This is a genomic window from Cedecea selenatireducens, assembly GCF_042138895.1.
Lineage (GTDB): Bacteria > Pseudomonadota > Gammaproteobacteria > Enterobacterales > Enterobacteriaceae > Cedecea > Cedecea selenatireducens.
The window spans coordinates 192,826-206,088 of record NZ_JBHIKW010000008.1; the positions used below are offsets into that span (position 1 = coordinate 192,826).

At 56.0% G+C, this 13,263-nt stretch carries 13 protein-coding genes; 6 read left to right on the forward strand and 7 right to left on the reverse strand.

Translation table 11 applies throughout. The features are described from left to right. The first annotated feature begins 30 nt into the window (after window positions 1–30). The gene (locus ACE38U_RS14785; RefSeq protein WP_375530034.1) at window positions 31–1,923 is read left to right on the forward strand and encodes a potassium transporter Kup; all 1,893 of its coding nucleotides are present in this window, start codon (window positions 31–33) and stop codon (window positions 1,921–1,923) included. On the opposite strand, the gene ACE38U_RS14790 is transcribed toward ACE38U_RS14785, so the two are convergent. Both ACE38U_RS14790 and ACE38U_RS14795 read right to left on the reverse strand, forming a co-directional pair. After that, the gene (locus tag ACE38U_RS14790) at window positions 1,920–2,501 is read right to left on the reverse strand and encodes a TetR/AcrR family transcriptional regulator (RefSeq protein WP_375530035.1); all 582 of its coding nucleotides are present in this window, start codon (window positions 2,499–2,501) and stop codon (window positions 1,920–1,922) included. The genes ACE38U_RS14785 and ACE38U_RS14790 overlap by 4 nt on opposite strands. Before the next feature lie 40 nt (window positions 2,502–2,541). Further along, on the reverse strand, window positions 2,542–4,047 hold the full coding sequence (locus ACE38U_RS14795) for an MFS transporter (protein WP_176982892.1): 1,506 nt from the start codon (window positions 4,045–4,047) through the stop codon (window positions 2,542–2,544). A 161-nt stretch (window positions 4,048–4,208) separates the two neighbouring features. Between ACE38U_RS14795 and ACE38U_RS14800 the strand changes: the two genes are divergently transcribed. Continuing rightward, window positions 4,209–4,850: an alpha/beta hydrolase gene (locus ACE38U_RS14800; RefSeq protein WP_268747105.1), complete on the forward strand. Its 642-nt coding sequence runs from the start codon at window positions 4,209–4,211 to the stop codon at window positions 4,848–4,850. A 723-nt stretch (window positions 4,851–5,573) separates the two neighbouring features. On the opposite strand, the gene ACE38U_RS14805 is transcribed toward ACE38U_RS14800, so the two are convergent. Next, window positions 5,574–6,608, reverse strand: coding sequence for an AI-2E family transporter (locus tag ACE38U_RS14805; protein WP_038472926.1), 1,035 nt, complete (start codon window positions 6,606–6,608; stop codon window positions 5,574–5,576). 265 nt (window positions 6,609–6,873) lie between these two features. On the opposite strand from ACE38U_RS14805, the gene ACE38U_RS22435 reads away from it, so the two are divergent. The 4 genes from ACE38U_RS22435 to ACE38U_RS14820 all read left to right on the forward strand — a co-directional run bounded on the left by ACE38U_RS22435 (window position 6,874) and on the right by ACE38U_RS14820 (window position 10,057). Beyond that, window positions 6,874–6,963, forward strand: a complete 90-nt coding sequence (locus tag ACE38U_RS22435) for a protein YdgV (protein ID WP_445986272.1) — start codon at window positions 6,874–6,876, stop codon at window positions 6,961–6,963. A 104-nt stretch (window positions 6,964–7,067) separates the two neighbouring features. After that, window positions 7,068–7,445 (forward strand): multidrug/spermidine efflux SMR transporter subunit MdtJ, encoded by a 378-nt coding sequence (gene mdtJ / locus ACE38U_RS14810; protein WP_375530058.1) that lies wholly within the window; start codon window positions 7,068–7,070, stop codon window positions 7,443–7,445. Continuing rightward, window positions 7,432–7,761 carry a multidrug/spermidine efflux SMR transporter subunit MdtI gene (gene mdtI, locus ACE38U_RS14815; RefSeq protein ID WP_038472920.1) on the forward strand — a complete coding sequence of 110 codons (330 nt, stop codon included), beginning with the start codon at window positions 7,432–7,434 and terminating at the stop codon, window positions 7,759–7,761. Before mdtJ ends, mdtI begins: the two co-directional genes overlap by 14 nt. Before the next feature lie 127 nt (window positions 7,762–7,888). Beyond that, on the forward strand, window positions 7,889–10,057 hold the full coding sequence (locus tag ACE38U_RS14820; protein WP_375530036.1) for a putative bifunctional diguanylate cyclase/phosphodiesterase: 2,169 nt from the start codon (window positions 7,889–7,891) through the stop codon (window positions 10,055–10,057). Between the two features lie 3 nt (window positions 10,058–10,060). Here the strand turns inward: ACE38U_RS14820 and ACE38U_RS14825 are convergent, their stop codons facing one another. The 4 genes from ACE38U_RS14825 to ACE38U_RS14835 form a co-directional block, all read right to left on the reverse strand. Next, entirely contained in the window at window positions 10,061–10,867 is an 807-nt protein-coding gene (locus ACE38U_RS14825) for a trypsin-like serine peptidase (RefSeq protein ID WP_038472918.1), read from the reverse strand. A gap of 98 nt (window positions 10,868–10,965) precedes the next feature. Next, window positions 10,966–11,046 (reverse strand): small membrane protein YdgU, encoded by an 81-nt coding sequence (ydgU, locus tag ACE38U_RS22470; RefSeq protein ID WP_483862443.1) that lies wholly within the window; start codon window positions 11,044–11,046, stop codon window positions 10,966–10,968. A 115-nt stretch (window positions 11,047–11,161) separates the two neighbouring features. Further along, a complete protein-coding gene (gene asr / locus ACE38U_RS14830; RefSeq protein WP_375530037.1) occupies window positions 11,162–11,587 on the reverse strand; it encodes an acid resistance repetitive basic protein Asr in 426 nt (141 codons plus the stop codon). Window positions 11,588–11,739: 152 nt separating this feature from the next. After that, window positions 11,740–13,224, reverse strand: a complete 1,485-nt coding sequence (locus ACE38U_RS14835; RefSeq protein WP_176982890.1) for a carboxypeptidase M32 — start codon at window positions 13,222–13,224, stop codon at window positions 11,740–11,742. Between the last annotated feature and the right edge of the window lie 39 nt (window positions 13,225–13,263).

Genomic DNA, 13,263 nt, shown 5'->3' on the forward strand with positions numbered 1-13,263 from the left:
CTGCCAGAAAAATCACCGAAAGGATTGTGCATGACAAACCAGCCGCAGACGGCCGGCGCGGAAGCCTCCGGGACAACGCCGCATCAGTTTATTCTCGCCGGGAGCGCGCTCGGCGTGGTGTTCGGCGATATCGGCACCAGCCCGCTTTATACCCTGAAAACGGTACTGCTGCTTTCCGGGAACAACCCAACCCCGTCGGTGATATTGGGGCTGCTGTCGCTGATTATCTGGACGCTTATCCTTATTACCTCGGTGAAGTATGCGATGTTCGCCATGCGCATCGACAACCACGGCGAGGGCGGGATCATGGCGCTGATGTCGCTGCTGGTGGCTCGAGATAAAGGCTCACGCTGGGTGGTGTTGGCGGCTTTGTTAGGGGCGGCGCTGATTTATGGCGACGGGGCGATTACGCCGGCGATTTCGGTGCTCTCCGCAATCGAAGGGCTGAACATGATCCTGCCGGAGGCAGAAACCTGGGTGCTGCCGATTGCGGTGACCATTCTGGTGCTGCTGTTTGCCGTACAGCCTTTCGGGACGGCGAAGATCGGCAAAGTCTTCGGGCCGATTATGGCGCTGTGGTTTATTTCTATCGCCGGGCTGGGGATTTGGGGCATCGCGCAGCATCCTGCCGTGCTGCTGGCTATCAATCCGTGGTACGGCCTGCAGTTTCTCGTCTCCAATGGTTTTGTCAGCTTTATGGTGCTGGGCGGCGTGTTTCTGTGCGTTACCGGGGCGGAGGCGCTGTATGCCGACATGGGGCATTTTGGCAAAAAGCCTATCTGGCTGGCGTGGTACGGCGTGGTGTTTCCGAGCCTGCTGCTCAACTATGCCGGGCAGTCGGCGCTGATCCTTTCCGGGGCCGATATCACCCAGAATATCTTCTTCCGCCTTTGCCCACCTGTGTTGCTGATCCCGCTGGTGATTCTGGCCACGCTGGCCACGATTATTGCCAGCCAGGCGATTATCACCGGGGCATTTTCGATGACCCGGCAGGCAATACAGCTGGGCTGGCTGCCGCGCCTGCGTATTCGCCAGACGGCAGCGGAGAGCTACGGGCAAATTTATATCGGCACAATCAACTGGCTGTTGATGGGCGTTACGCTGTTCCTGACGGTGTTCTTTAAGTCCTCTGAAAATCTGGCGGCTGCCTACGGGATTGCCGTTTCCCTCACCATGCTGATGACCTCCGGGCTGCTGTATGTCGCGATGCGCCATATCTGGCAGTGGCGGCGGCTGACCAGCGCGCTGGTGGCGGGGGGCTTTTTAATTGTCGATACCTGCTTCCTGATAGCGAACCTGATCAAAGTCCTGGAAGGCGGTTATATTCCGCTGCTGCTGGCGGCGGTGGTCTGCACGACGATGCTGGTCTGGCACCGTGGCGCGGCGGCGGCGTCCAACGCGGTGAACGAAAAAGTTATCGACGTGAACACGTTCTTTGCCGCACTAAAAGAGCGTGAGGTGCCGCGCGTGCAGGGCTCGGCGGTGTTCCTGACCAAAACCCGTAACGGCATTCCCCCGGTGATGCGCTGGCACGTGGCCCGCAACCACGCGCTACAGCAGCAGGTGCTGTCGCTGACGATTTCAATCATGAACGTGCCGCGCGTGCCGGCGGGTGAAAGGCTGGTAATCGTGGAACAGGCGGCGGGCTACTGGCGCGGCATCGCCCAGTACGGTTTTATGGAGCGCCCGGACATTCCGGAGCTGATGTCGAGGTTAGGGGAAATGGCCTGCGACTTTAGCGTTGAGGACGTAACGTATTACCTTGGGCACGAAACCATTGTTGCCCGTGAGGACGGGCAGGGCATGGCGATCTGGCAGCGGAAGTGCTTTGCCTTTATGGTGAGAAACGCCACGCACGTGACGCACTATTATCGTCTGCCAGGCGATCGGGTGGTAGAGATAAGCCGCAGGATAGCGATTTAGCCCGCGCGAAGCAGCAGGCGGATAAAATCGTCAATATCGTCCAGCGCCAGCTGCCTGTCGGTGGGCGCTGAGGCGACCAGCAGTTTGTCGGCATAGCCGTTTAGCAGGGCGCTAAACTGGCGCGTAATTCTTGCCGCATCCACCGCTTTAAACACCCCAGCGGCAATACCGTCATCGACGATATCGGCCAGCACTTTTTCCCATTTCTGCGTCATCACCAGCGCCAGTTCGGCCCAGAGGGTACTGTGTGCCGCCTGGTGCCAGAGTGTGCCGTAGAGCTGCCAGACCGCGTCCGGAGCATGAGGAAGATAGGTGTGGATCAGCCGCTGCAGTTTATCTGCTGGGGAAAGTGAGTCGGTTTCAGCGGTAAACCTGTGCAGGTCGGCCATTAAAAACTCGGTCATCGCCTCAATGCACAGCGTTTGCCAGTCGCGAAAGTAGTGATAGATATGGCTGCGCGAGATGCCCACCCGCTCGGTGAGTTCGCGGGTGGTGACTTTCTCGATGCCTTTCTCAATGAACAGCTCAATGGCCCCGCTCAGGATTTTGCTTCTCAGCGTGTCCGGTGCTTCTTTCATGACGTATCCACGGTTATCTGAACGCTAGCGGGGCATCTTATCAGCTTTTAGCGATCTGGCTGGATTGCTTTCCTGACTGACGCAGCACATATTTCAAGACCAAGGTACTCGCCGCGACCAGGACCGCAGCGCAGATAACCACGGTGAGATAGGCCTGGCTGAACGCGATACGCGCCAGCTCCGTCAGCATTTGGGCGCTCGCCGTGCTCATTGAGCCTGCAAGATGCAATGCTTCATCGAGGCTGTCGTAGGCGCTGTTCCCGGCGACTAACCCTTCCGGCAGCACCAGGCTTGCGCTGTAGACCGCGGTCATCAGGCCGCCCAGCAGGGTGACGCCGAGCACGCCGCCCATTTCCCAGGACACGTCTTCAATCGCGGCGACCATGCCGGCTTTCTCTTCCGGCGCGTTGAGCATGATTGAGGTCGAAGCGGCGGTAAACGCCACGCCAAGCCCAAGCCCGATGACAAACAGCGCGCCGAGCTGCGGCGTCAGGCTGTAATCGGCCAGCAAAGCCATGCCGCTCATGCCAATCGTCGTGACCAGCAGGCCAAAGACCATTAATTTTGCACCTCCCCAGCGCGGCAGCATGACGCCCGCCAGCGGTGAGGCAAGGGCGGAGCCAATCGGGATGGGTAAAATTGACAGTCCCGCTAAAAGCGGCGTCAGGCCCAGAACGAGCTGCAGGCGCTGGGTCAGCACCAGCTCAATGCCCGTTAACGCGATCATGGTGATAATCGCCACGCTAATGCCGCTGGCAAACATGCGGTTACGGAACAGAGAGAAGTCGATCATCGGCTGCGCCGAACGCTGCTGGCGGCGAACAAACAGCGTTAAAAATACCACGCCAGCCAGCAGGGAACCCACCGCGATAAGCAGCGAGGCGTCCATTTTGCTGAGTTCCTTCAGGGCATAAATTACGCCCACCAGGCCAAGCATAATCAGCAGCGAAGCGGTGAAATCGCACGGGCGGCTCGCGTTCCCGGCGTCACGTGGGATCAGGAACCAGGCAAAGACGATAACCAGCAACACGACCGGCACGTTGATGAGGAAGACCGAGCCCCACCAGAAGTATTCCAGCAGCACGCCGCCGATAACCGGGCCAAGCGCGGCAGCCGCCGAGGCGACGGCAGACCAGATGCCGATAGCCAGCGCGCGCTCGCGTTCGTTGGTAAAGACCTGACGCACGATGGCAAGCGTGGCGGGCATCATCATGGTTGCGCCAATAGCCAGAAATACGCGTGAAGCGATCAGCAGCTCGGCCGTGGGCGAATAAGCCGCGCAAAGCGAAGCTATGCCGAAAACCGGCAGCCCGGACATAAACATCAGTTTGTGGCCGAGACGATCGCTCAGCATTCCCGCGCCCGGCAGGAGGCCCGCCGCCACAAGCGGATAGGCGTTAATGATCCACAGCTTTTCTGACGCGGTTGCGTTTAAAGCCTGGGTGAGCCGCGGCAGCGCGGTATAGAGCACCGTCATATCAATAATGATAAGAAACAGGGTGCTGGTCAGGATCGCCAGAATCAGCCAGCGATTAGTGAAGCGCATGGTTAATGCCTCTAAAAAGAACAAATTTGAGCGGTTGCTCAAGCGCGAAATATACTTGAGCAGTTGCTCAAAGGCAAGTGCGATTCTGGCACCCGGTTAGCTGCGGTTTACTTGTTCCGTGGGGTGTGACCAGGATAAGGTAAGCGCCTGAGAAGCAGTCAATACCGGTTTTAGCAGAAGGCAGGGACATGAAAAAACTGATCGTTATGTTGCACGGCGTAGGAAGTTCAGGGGCGGATCTGGAAGGGCTGGGGCTCTTCGTTCAGCAGGTGATGCCGGAAGTATTATTCGCCTCACCGAACGGCAGCGAGCCGTTTGACGGCGGCGGCGATGCCTGGCAGTGGTTCAGCCTTGCGGACGTTACCGAGCAGAACCGGCCGCAGCGCGTGGTTGACGCCCGCGCCGCGTTTGACGCTAAGCTGCAGGCGATTTTTGAACAACATGATGTGACGCCGGGTAAAGATCAGGTCATCCTGCTCGGTTTTTCGCAAGGTTCTATCATGGCTCTGGATGTGCTGGCCACTTCACGGTTCCCACTGGCGGGCGTGGTAGCATTTTCAGGCCGTCTGGCGTCGCCAAAACCGTATCAAGTCGCGGCAGATGCATCGGCGTTGCTGATTCACGGTATGGCCGACCAGGTTATTCCGTGGTCTGAAAGTGAAGCGGCGGCCGCTGCGCTGACGGAGGCCGGGGCAGAGGTCGAAACGCTGTTTGAGCCGGGCGTGGTGCATACCATCAGTGCGGATGGGGTGTCTCAGGCGCTGGGGTATATTGCGGAGCGTTTTGAGTTAGATCCGGAGTAGTTTTTCCCTTCATCCCTCAGCGGCTGCCTCTAAATCACAAATATCCTCGGCTATGCAGGGCTGGTTAAATTTCCGTTCACTTCCAGCCCTGTTTCATATGCAGCCACCGAATCGGTGAACGTCTCGGGAGAATCACCGTCATTCCCCCGAGACCCCGGACTCCCGGCCAAATAAATCGACCGCTGAAGCGGCAGACCTCAGTTTTATCTCCCAGTCCTGGGTCGGCTGAGATGCGTTCCCAACGCTCTCAGCCTCCGGTCGTTCCCGACGCCCGGACCCCGGCCAGTCGGAGAGAAAACCGAGGCGATTTAAGCCGGAACCGTGCCTCGCTTCAAGCTCATAGCTACTCTGAGCATAAAAATTGCAGCAAGTCCCAAAGCCATGCCCTTGTTCCCGGCTCTCATCGCCCCCGGCTATGACCCAACTCAGGCGGGGTTGAGCTGCCGGGAGCAGCGAAAGAGAACGATCGTCGGGAACGAATCGCGAACGACCCCGAATGTTTGGGTGATAGCCGGTGGGTTTACCGCTTCAGCGGCGATGAGCTCGCCGGGCGCCTGGGTTGCCAGGGAGATGGCGTAATCTCCCTGGCACGTTCACCGTGCCGGGAACGTGCAGGGAAAACCGATCTATGGGTGAACGGAACTCCGCAAAGTAACAGAATCCCATCGTGGTTTGGATCCCCTCTTCCCGGTGGGGAGAGGACCAGGGTAAAGAGCTCAACCTTCAAGACTTACTCATATCACTCAGCAGTACCGCAATACTCTTGCCGCCTTCCGTTTGCTCAAGCGCAATTTTCACCGCAATGGTCAGCGGAACGGAAAGCAGCATTCCCACCGGGCCGAGCAGCCAGCCCCAGAAGATTAACGACAGAAACACCACCAGCGTCGACAGCCCAAGCCCGCGGCCCATCATTCGCGGCTCGAGAATGTTGCCGAACACCAGATTAATCAGCAGATAACCCGCCACGACGATCAGGGTTTCATACAGTCCGCTAAATACCAGGACCTGCACCACGGGCGGGATAGCGGCCAGCACTGAGCCGATGTTTGGAATGTAGTTCAGCGCAAAGGCCAGCAGACCCCAGATAAAGGCAAAACGAACGTCGAGCGCGGCGAGCATGCCCCAGACCACCAGCCCGGTCACGATGCTGATCGCCGTTTTCAGCACCAAATAATGGCTGACGCTGTCCAGCGCTCGCTGAATGGCGCCCATCCCTTCTTCGGGACGAGACATCAGCTGTTGCAGTTTGCGCGGCAGTTGAGGGACTTCAATCAGCATAAACACCACGGTGAGCAGCAGCAGGAAGATGGAAGACATCGCGTTGGAAAGCTGGGTCAGCAGGCTGGTCACCAGCGTCATCAGGGCGTTAGGATCGACGTACTTCATTAATTCGTCGACGGAAACTGAGATCCCCACGCGCTGCAGCCAGGGCTCAATCGTCTTTAACGGCACCACCAGCGAAGAACGATATTGCGGCAGGGTTCTCGCCAGCTCGTTAAGCGAGGTGCCAAGATAGGCCAGCAGCAGTACCATGCTCAGAATAATCACCACGATAACGAGGCTAATTGCCAGTACGCGTGGCACCCGCAGTCGTTCGAGACGACGAATCAGCGGGTTAAGAATAACGGCAATAAACAGTGCCAGAATAAAAGGCACGATGATATCCGCTGCGGCTTTTATTCCCACCAGAATAATGACCAGCATGCCCAGCATAATCACGGCCTTCAACGCCTTGAGAGTAATGATCGGTTTTGCCATTGTTGCTGATTCTCCAGTGTGACGGGACAAAAAAAATAATACACCGCCAGTAAAAAGTTCATCCATTAATTACGCTATTTTAACCGTTGAAAACAGTTTAATACATTACGGCATGGGCGATGCGCAGCGTAAAGGAGTGTAAGTGTCAGGCGCTAACATACCGAATTATGGTATAAAATCGGCGTGTTTAACTACCGAGGACAATTTTCTATCCGCAACTGACGAGAAGCAACACCGCGGATAAGTTGGAAATATTATGGACAATATGTTCAGCACTTCATTAAATCAGCATTCTATTTTTATCACTTCTACTTCTTCACTCTCTGGTGAGCAGCACTGGCGCAACGCGCTTTAGTCCCTTTCTTCTGACAATTTTTCTGGTTTTTTAATTTGCCCTTGCTCGTCGTTTGACGTGGCTTGCAGGCTTTGTGCAGCACTATTTTCTCTGTCAGGAGAGAAATCATGATTTACTGGATTTTACTGGGATTAGCTATCGCCGCCGAAATTACCGGCACCTTATCCATGAAATGGTCAAGCGTCAGCGAAAATAACGCAGGTTATATTTTCATGCTGGTCATGATCGCGCTTTCTTATATTTTACTGTCGTTTTCGGTGAAAAAAATCGCCCTTGGCGTGGCCTATGCCATGTGGGAAGGGATTGGTATTCTGTTTATTACCTTATTCAGCGTTCTGCTGTTTGATGAGTCCATTTCTCCGCTGAAAATACTCGGCCTGACCACGCTGGTTGTCGGTATTGCGCTGATTAAATCGGGTACGCGAGCGAAAAAAACTCGTCCGGTGACGTCAGAGAAGGGGGATCATCATGCCGTCGTTTGAGTGGGTTCACGCTCTGTGGCTGCTGCTGGCAATCGTTCTGGAAATCGCCGCCAATATATTATTAAAACATTCGGACGGTTTCCGTCGCCCGCTGTACGGCGTCCTGTCTCTGCTGGCGGTTCTGGCAGCATTCAGTGCCCTGGCACAGGCGGTTAAAGGCATCGAATTATCCGTGGCTTACGCGCTGTGGGGCGGCTTTGGTATTGCCGCGACCGTGGCGGCGGGCTGGATCCTCTTCGGCCAGCGCCTCAACCGCAAAGGTTGGGTTGGCCTTGCTTTACTGCTGGTCGGGATGATTATTATCAAAATTGCCTGATCTATCACGCTGCCCGTTAATTATCGGGCAGCGCTTTCCTCAAGGTGTATTACGCTTATTTAACGGCAATAGAACTTCTCTAAATTAAAAAGCCGGAAATCTCCATATTATTTCACTGAGAAGAGAGATGAAATTGCGTAATCCTCTTAGCTGGAAAAGTACGCCCGTTGCCGGAACCCTGTTTGCCATGGTTTTTATGGCAGGGATCGGGCTGATCGTTTCTACCCTCGCGCTACTCTACCTGTCACTTCACCTTATCAGCAGCAAAACCAATGAGATAGATGAACACCGCAGCGCGCTGTCGGTGCAGGGGGCAATTCAGACCTCGGTAAACCGCGTGTGGGCGTTGGTCATCGACAACGCCGTCTGGGATGACGCCGTGAATCAGGTTTATCGCCCGGTACTGGACGTGAACTGGCTGTATAACACCTGGGGCGCGGGCTACAAAATCAATAACCTTTATGACGGCGTTTACGTCCTGGATGAGAGCTTCAACATCCTCTGGGGTTCTTTTCGCGGCCAGCGAGTGGCGGGGCGGGATATCAGCCAGCTGGGTAAGGGTTTTGAAGCTCTGGTTCATCAGAATGCCCAAACGCTGAGGGACGATAAAAAGATTTTCGCCGGTATCACCCAGACAGAATACGGCGTGTCGTTTATCGGCATTGGCCTGATTCGCCCGATGCTGGGCCGGCTTCAGGTGCGCGACGCCACGCGGCGTTATCTGGTGATTGGCCGCCAGATTAATAGCGGCATGCTTAAAGAACTGGGTAACACGTTTCAGATTGAAAATCTGCGCTTAATGCCCGGCCCGTCGGTGTCGGCCAGCGTACCGTTAAACAGTACGTCAGGTGAGACGCTGGGCTATCTGAGCTGGCGGCCAAGGCTGCCGGGCGCGGAGGCGGCACAAGCGGCGTCGGCCGACATTATGCGCATTGCCGTGCTTGCAGCAGTATTGATTCTGCTATTTATCGCCATCAGCAGCCTGGGGTTGTACAAGCTTGCTCGTGGCGAAAAGCAGGCCAGAACTATCGCGCTGACCGACTGGCTCAGCCATTTGCCTAACCGCCGGGCGTTGATCGAGCGGCTGGAAACCATCAGTAAGCGCGGTGATACCGATGAGAAAAGCGTGGTGTTTATCGATCTCGACGGCTTTAAGGACGTGAACGATATCTACGGGCACGACATTGGTGACAAGCTGATCGTCACCATTGCTCATGAGCTTCGCGACAGGGTGCCGAAAAACGGCATGCTGGTTCGTATGGGTGGAGATGAATTTGCCATGATGCTCGGCGGAGAGCACGCCGGGGAACACTCTTCGGCCTTTGCCGGGTCGGTGCTGGATTATCTTAGCCAGCCGATCCCCGTGGGGGAAAGCACCATCCACATCAGCGCCAGCATCGGTATTGCTTCCGGGTCGCTGGTGGACTGCAGCAGCTCTGAGCTTTTCCGCCGCGCCGATATCGCCATGTACCATTCTAAAATTACCGGTAAAGGGCGCACCACCTACTATGATGCGGCGCTAAACAACGTGCGCGAACGTCGGTTGATTATCGAAAATGATATCCGTGCGGGCCTTGCGCGGGATGAGTTTGAGGTCTGGTATCAACCCATTATTGATGCGCGTAGCCAGGTGATGACCGGCGTTGAAGCGCTGGTGCGCTGGCCACGTCGCCCGGAAGGCGAACTGTTCCCGGATGAGTTTATCACCGTGGCCGAAACCAGCGGCCTGATTTACGCCCTGGGGCAGTTTGTGCTTCGTCGCGCGTGCCGGGATTTAGAACCTTATGAGGATTTACGGCTGTCGGTGAACATCTCTCCGGCGCAGTTCCGCGATCCGGAGTTTGAAGATAAGGTTGCCCGGGTATTGCAGGATACGCAGTTTTCGGCGCAGCGGCTGGAGCTTGAGGTCACCGAAAGCTACGTGCTGGAAAACCCGGAACGTGCGCTGGCGGCCATCCGTAATCTTAAATCTCAGGGGATGGCGGTGGCGCTCGACGACTTCGGCAACGGCTATTCGAGCATTGGCTATCTGCGCCGCTTTAATTTCGACACCATCAAAATAGACAAATCCCTGGCCGGGCTGGTGGACAGCGATGAGCAAGCGCTGGCGCTGGTCAGCGGCACGGTGCGCATTGCCAGCGCGCTGGGCATGGCGGTCACGGCAGAAGGGGTGGAAAACGAGTATCAGCTTAAGCTGCTGTGCCTTGCGGGATGTGACCGGCTGCAGGGGTACTACTTTAGCCAGCCGGTGCCGCTGGACGCAGTATTATCGCTGCGTCAGCGGCATCAGGTATAACGCTTACTGGGCCAGCGCTTCCAGCCTGTCGCGAAAGCCGGTGACAGAAATCGCACGGTTATCTGCCCGGTAACGGTCTTTTGCCGCCGGGGCTGAACTTTGCACCGCAATTAGCTGCCAGCCCTGGTCCGTTTTCAACAGCAGCGGGGAGCCGCTGTCGCCGGGCAGGGTATCGCACTGGTGCGACAGCACGGAAGCCTGTGCCCAGCCCGTGACCAGGCAGTTGTTATGGGTATACAGGTCGTCCAGGTGATCCAGCGGGTAGCCGGATTGCGTGACTTTGCGATCCTGTGCCTTTAACGCTTCGGTCAGCGCGTCTTTGTCGCCGTTAAAAAGCGGCAACGGCGTGATGCCTGACGGCGGATTACGAATAATAATCAGGCCAAAGTCATAAGGCGCCGCGTTAGACGGCACAAGCCAGCCGTCGCCGTCCGGCTTAAGACGGTGACCCAGTGATTTATCCACCCGGCCTTCAATGTCATGGATCTCATAGCGCCATTGCCCTTTATGGGAAATAAAGCGCAGCGCGATAGCCTTGTCGGCTTTGCCACGCGGCGGCTGTAACAGGCAGTGCCCGGCGGTCAAGGCCAGGTGCGGCGAAATAAGGGTGGCAGTGCATAAATTGCCGCTGGCTGTTTCCAACTGGCCGATGGCATCCCAGGGGGCATCCTGAGGATTGGTGACGCGAACACGGTCATCTTTACCGAAGAATAGCGTTTTAACGTTAGCCGGGCTATCGTCATCATCCGCATGACCGAGTTGAGGTAAAAGGATCAAAGCTCCTAAAAACAACACAACACTTTTGCGCATAGCTTTCTCTGAAGGGGCTAATAATTATGGTTTTTATAGATGCAGTAACTATAGTCGGAACGGGCCGAAAGTGGGAGTGAAAACAGCAGACTACGCTTTCAGAGCCAAAAGCTCAGCGTAATAATACCGCAGATGATCAGCAGGGCGAGGATTAACTCGAAACTGTAGCGTCGCAACATTATCCGCACTCCAGAAATAAGTACGTACTAAAGGCTGTGCCTTATTCCTAAGAAAACACCCGGCAAGCCGGGTGTCTTTGTAAACGCTTTAAGCTAACGGGTTACCCCGTCTGGCTTATGCTGCTGGCTGTGCAGCTGGTTTAGCAGCGGCTTTGTAATGTTTTTTCACGTGTTTTTTAGCAGCCTGAGCTTTCTGAGCAGCTGGTTTTACTGCTTTTTTGTGGTGTTTTTTAGCAGCCTGGGCTTTCTGAGCAGCTGGTTTGGTTGCTTTTTTGTGGTGCTTTTTGGCAGCCTGAGCTTTCTGCTCGGTCGCTGGCTTAGCGGCTTTTTTGTGGTGCTTTTTAGCAGCCTGAGCTTTCTGAGCGGCAGCTTTTTTGTGTTTTTTATGATGAGTTACTTTTGCAGCTGGAGCTTTAGCAGCAGGTGCAGCAGCGGTGGTTGCTGGAGCAGCAGCTGGCGCGGTAGCGGTAGTGTCAGCAGCGAAAGCAGCAGAAGACAGACCCATAGCAGCGGCAACAACCAGAGCTAATACTTTTTTCATTTCGACATCCTCGAATTTGTTTGTGTGTCAACCCCACTGCGGGGCCGTTGAAATGAACTATAGGCTTGTGGATCAAAGTCTTCAGTGAGTGATTGGTATCGGCGTGTAACGTAATGTACAACGCCGGGTACGGACGACCCGGCGTGAGGGGTTTACAGGTAGCGAGACTCTAAATGTTTGCGGAAATACAATGGGTTAAGGTCTTCTCCGGTAGCATTGGTTATCAGCTGTGAGGTGGTGAAACGGCTGCCGTGCTGCCAGATATTTTGTTTTAACCAGTCAAATAATGCGCCGAAATTCCCCCCGGCTATCTCCTGCTCCAGGTTTGGCAGCGCCCGTGAAGCCGCGCTGAACAGCTGGGCCGCGTACATCGCGCCGAGCGTATAAGACGGGAAGTAGCCGAAAGCGCCGTCGGTCCAGTGAATATCCTGCATGCAGCCGTTGCGGTAGTTGCCTTCGGTGGAGAGGCCGAGCCAGGACTGCATTTTCTCATTCCACAGCGCAGGGATGTCGTCGACTTCGATATCGCCGTCGATAAGCGCCCGTTCAATCTCATAGCGCAGAACAACGTGCGCCGGGTAGCTCACCTCATCAGCATCAACGCGAATATAGCCTCGCTCAACCTGCTGGTTAACGTTGATAAAGTTGTTTAGTTCAAACGCCGGCTGCGGACCAAAACGCTCAATAACCTTCGGCAGAAGCAGCTTCAGGAAAGGCGCGCTGCGGCCAAGCTGCATTTCAAAGAATAGGCTCTGCGATTCATGGATGGCGGTAGAACGGGCAAGGGAAACCGGCTGGCCCAGCCATTCACGCGGCAGGTTTTGCTCGTAGCGCGCGTGGCCGGTTTCGTGAATCACGCCAAACAGCGAGCTGAACAACTCTTCTTCGTTATAGCGCGTGGTGATGCGCACGTCTTCAGGCACGCCGCCGCAGAACGGGTGCGCGCTAACGTCCAGACGCCCGCCGTTGAAGTCAAAGCCCAGCAGCGCCATGGTATCAAGGCCCAGCTGACGTTGAGTTTCGGTGGCAAAAGGCCCCTGCGGGGTCAGCGTTTTTTCTTTGGACTGCTTGTCGACGACCTTCTGTAGCAGGTCCGGCAGCCAGTCACGCAGATCGCCAAACAATACGTCGAGCTTGGCGCTGGTCATGCCCGGCTCGTAGATATCCAGCAGCGCATCGTAGCGGGAAATGCCTTTGGCCTCCGCACGCAGGCGAGCTTCTTCGCGACTAACGCGAACCACTTCTTTCAGGTTCGTGGAGAAACTCTGCCAGTCGTTGGCCGGGCGCTGGGTGCGCCAGCCGTGTTCACAGCGGGTGCCGACCAGCGACTTTTCTTCCACCAGCGCGTCAGGCAGCAGCACGGCTTCCTGATAATGGCGGGTCATTTCGCGCAGGTTGGCGCGCTCAACGTCATTAAGATCTTCCTGAGCGGCGGCCTGTAGCAAGGTGGCAATTTTCTTGTCGGTCAGGATCTGGTGCTTAAGCACGCTAAGTTCAGCGAGGGCCTCGCCGCGAGCCTGACTGCCGTTGGCCGGCATCATGGTGGACATATCCCAGCCTGCAATGGCAGACAGGTGATCAAAACGGGACAGACGCTGGAAGGTTCGGGTCAGGTGATTATAGTTTTGCTTTTCCATATGGCCTCGTGAACAGGTTGTTAACGCCAAAGAAAATAG

Bases quoted from the DNA above. Each gene is read 5' to 3' on its own strand.
- ACE38U_RS14785 (WP_375530034.1), top strand. From the start codon at position 31: ATGACAAACCAGCCGCAGACGGCCGGCGCGGAAGCCTCCGGGACAACG.
- ACE38U_RS14790 (WP_375530035.1), bottom strand. From the start codon at position 2,501: ATGAAAGAAGCACCGGACACGCTGAGAAGCAAAATCCTGAGCGGGGCC.
- ACE38U_RS14795 (WP_176982892.1), bottom strand. From the start codon at position 4,047: ATGCGCTTCACTAATCGCTGGCTGATTCTGGCGATCCTGACCAGCACC.
- ACE38U_RS14805 (WP_038472926.1), bottom strand. From the start codon at position 6,608: ATGGCAAAACCGATCATTACTCTCAAGGCGTTGAAGGCCGTGATTATG.
- ACE38U_RS22435 (WP_445986272.1), top strand. From the start codon at position 6,874: ATGTTCAGCACTTCATTAAATCAGCATTCTATTTTTATCACTTCTACT.
- mdtI (WP_038472920.1), top strand. From the start codon at position 7,432: ATGCCGTCGTTTGAGTGGGTTCACGCTCTGTGGCTGCTGCTGGCAATC.
- ACE38U_RS14820 (WP_375530036.1), top strand. From the start codon at position 7,889: ATGAAATTGCGTAATCCTCTTAGCTGGAAAAGTACGCCCGTTGCCGGA.
- ACE38U_RS14825 (WP_038472918.1), bottom strand. From the start codon at position 10,867: ATGCGCAAAAGTGTTGTGTTGTTTTTAGGAGCTTTGATCCTTTTACCT.
- ydgU (WP_483862443.1), bottom strand. From the start codon at position 11,046: ATGTTGCGACGCTACAGTTTCGAGTTAATCCTCGCCCTGCTGATCATC.
- asr (WP_375530037.1), bottom strand. From the start codon at position 11,587: ATGAAAAAAGTATTAGCTCTGGTTGTTGCCGCTGCTATGGGTCTGTCT.
- ACE38U_RS14835 (WP_176982890.1), bottom strand. From the start codon at position 13,224: ATGGAAAAGCAAAACTATAATCACCTGACCCGAACCTTCCAGCGTCTG.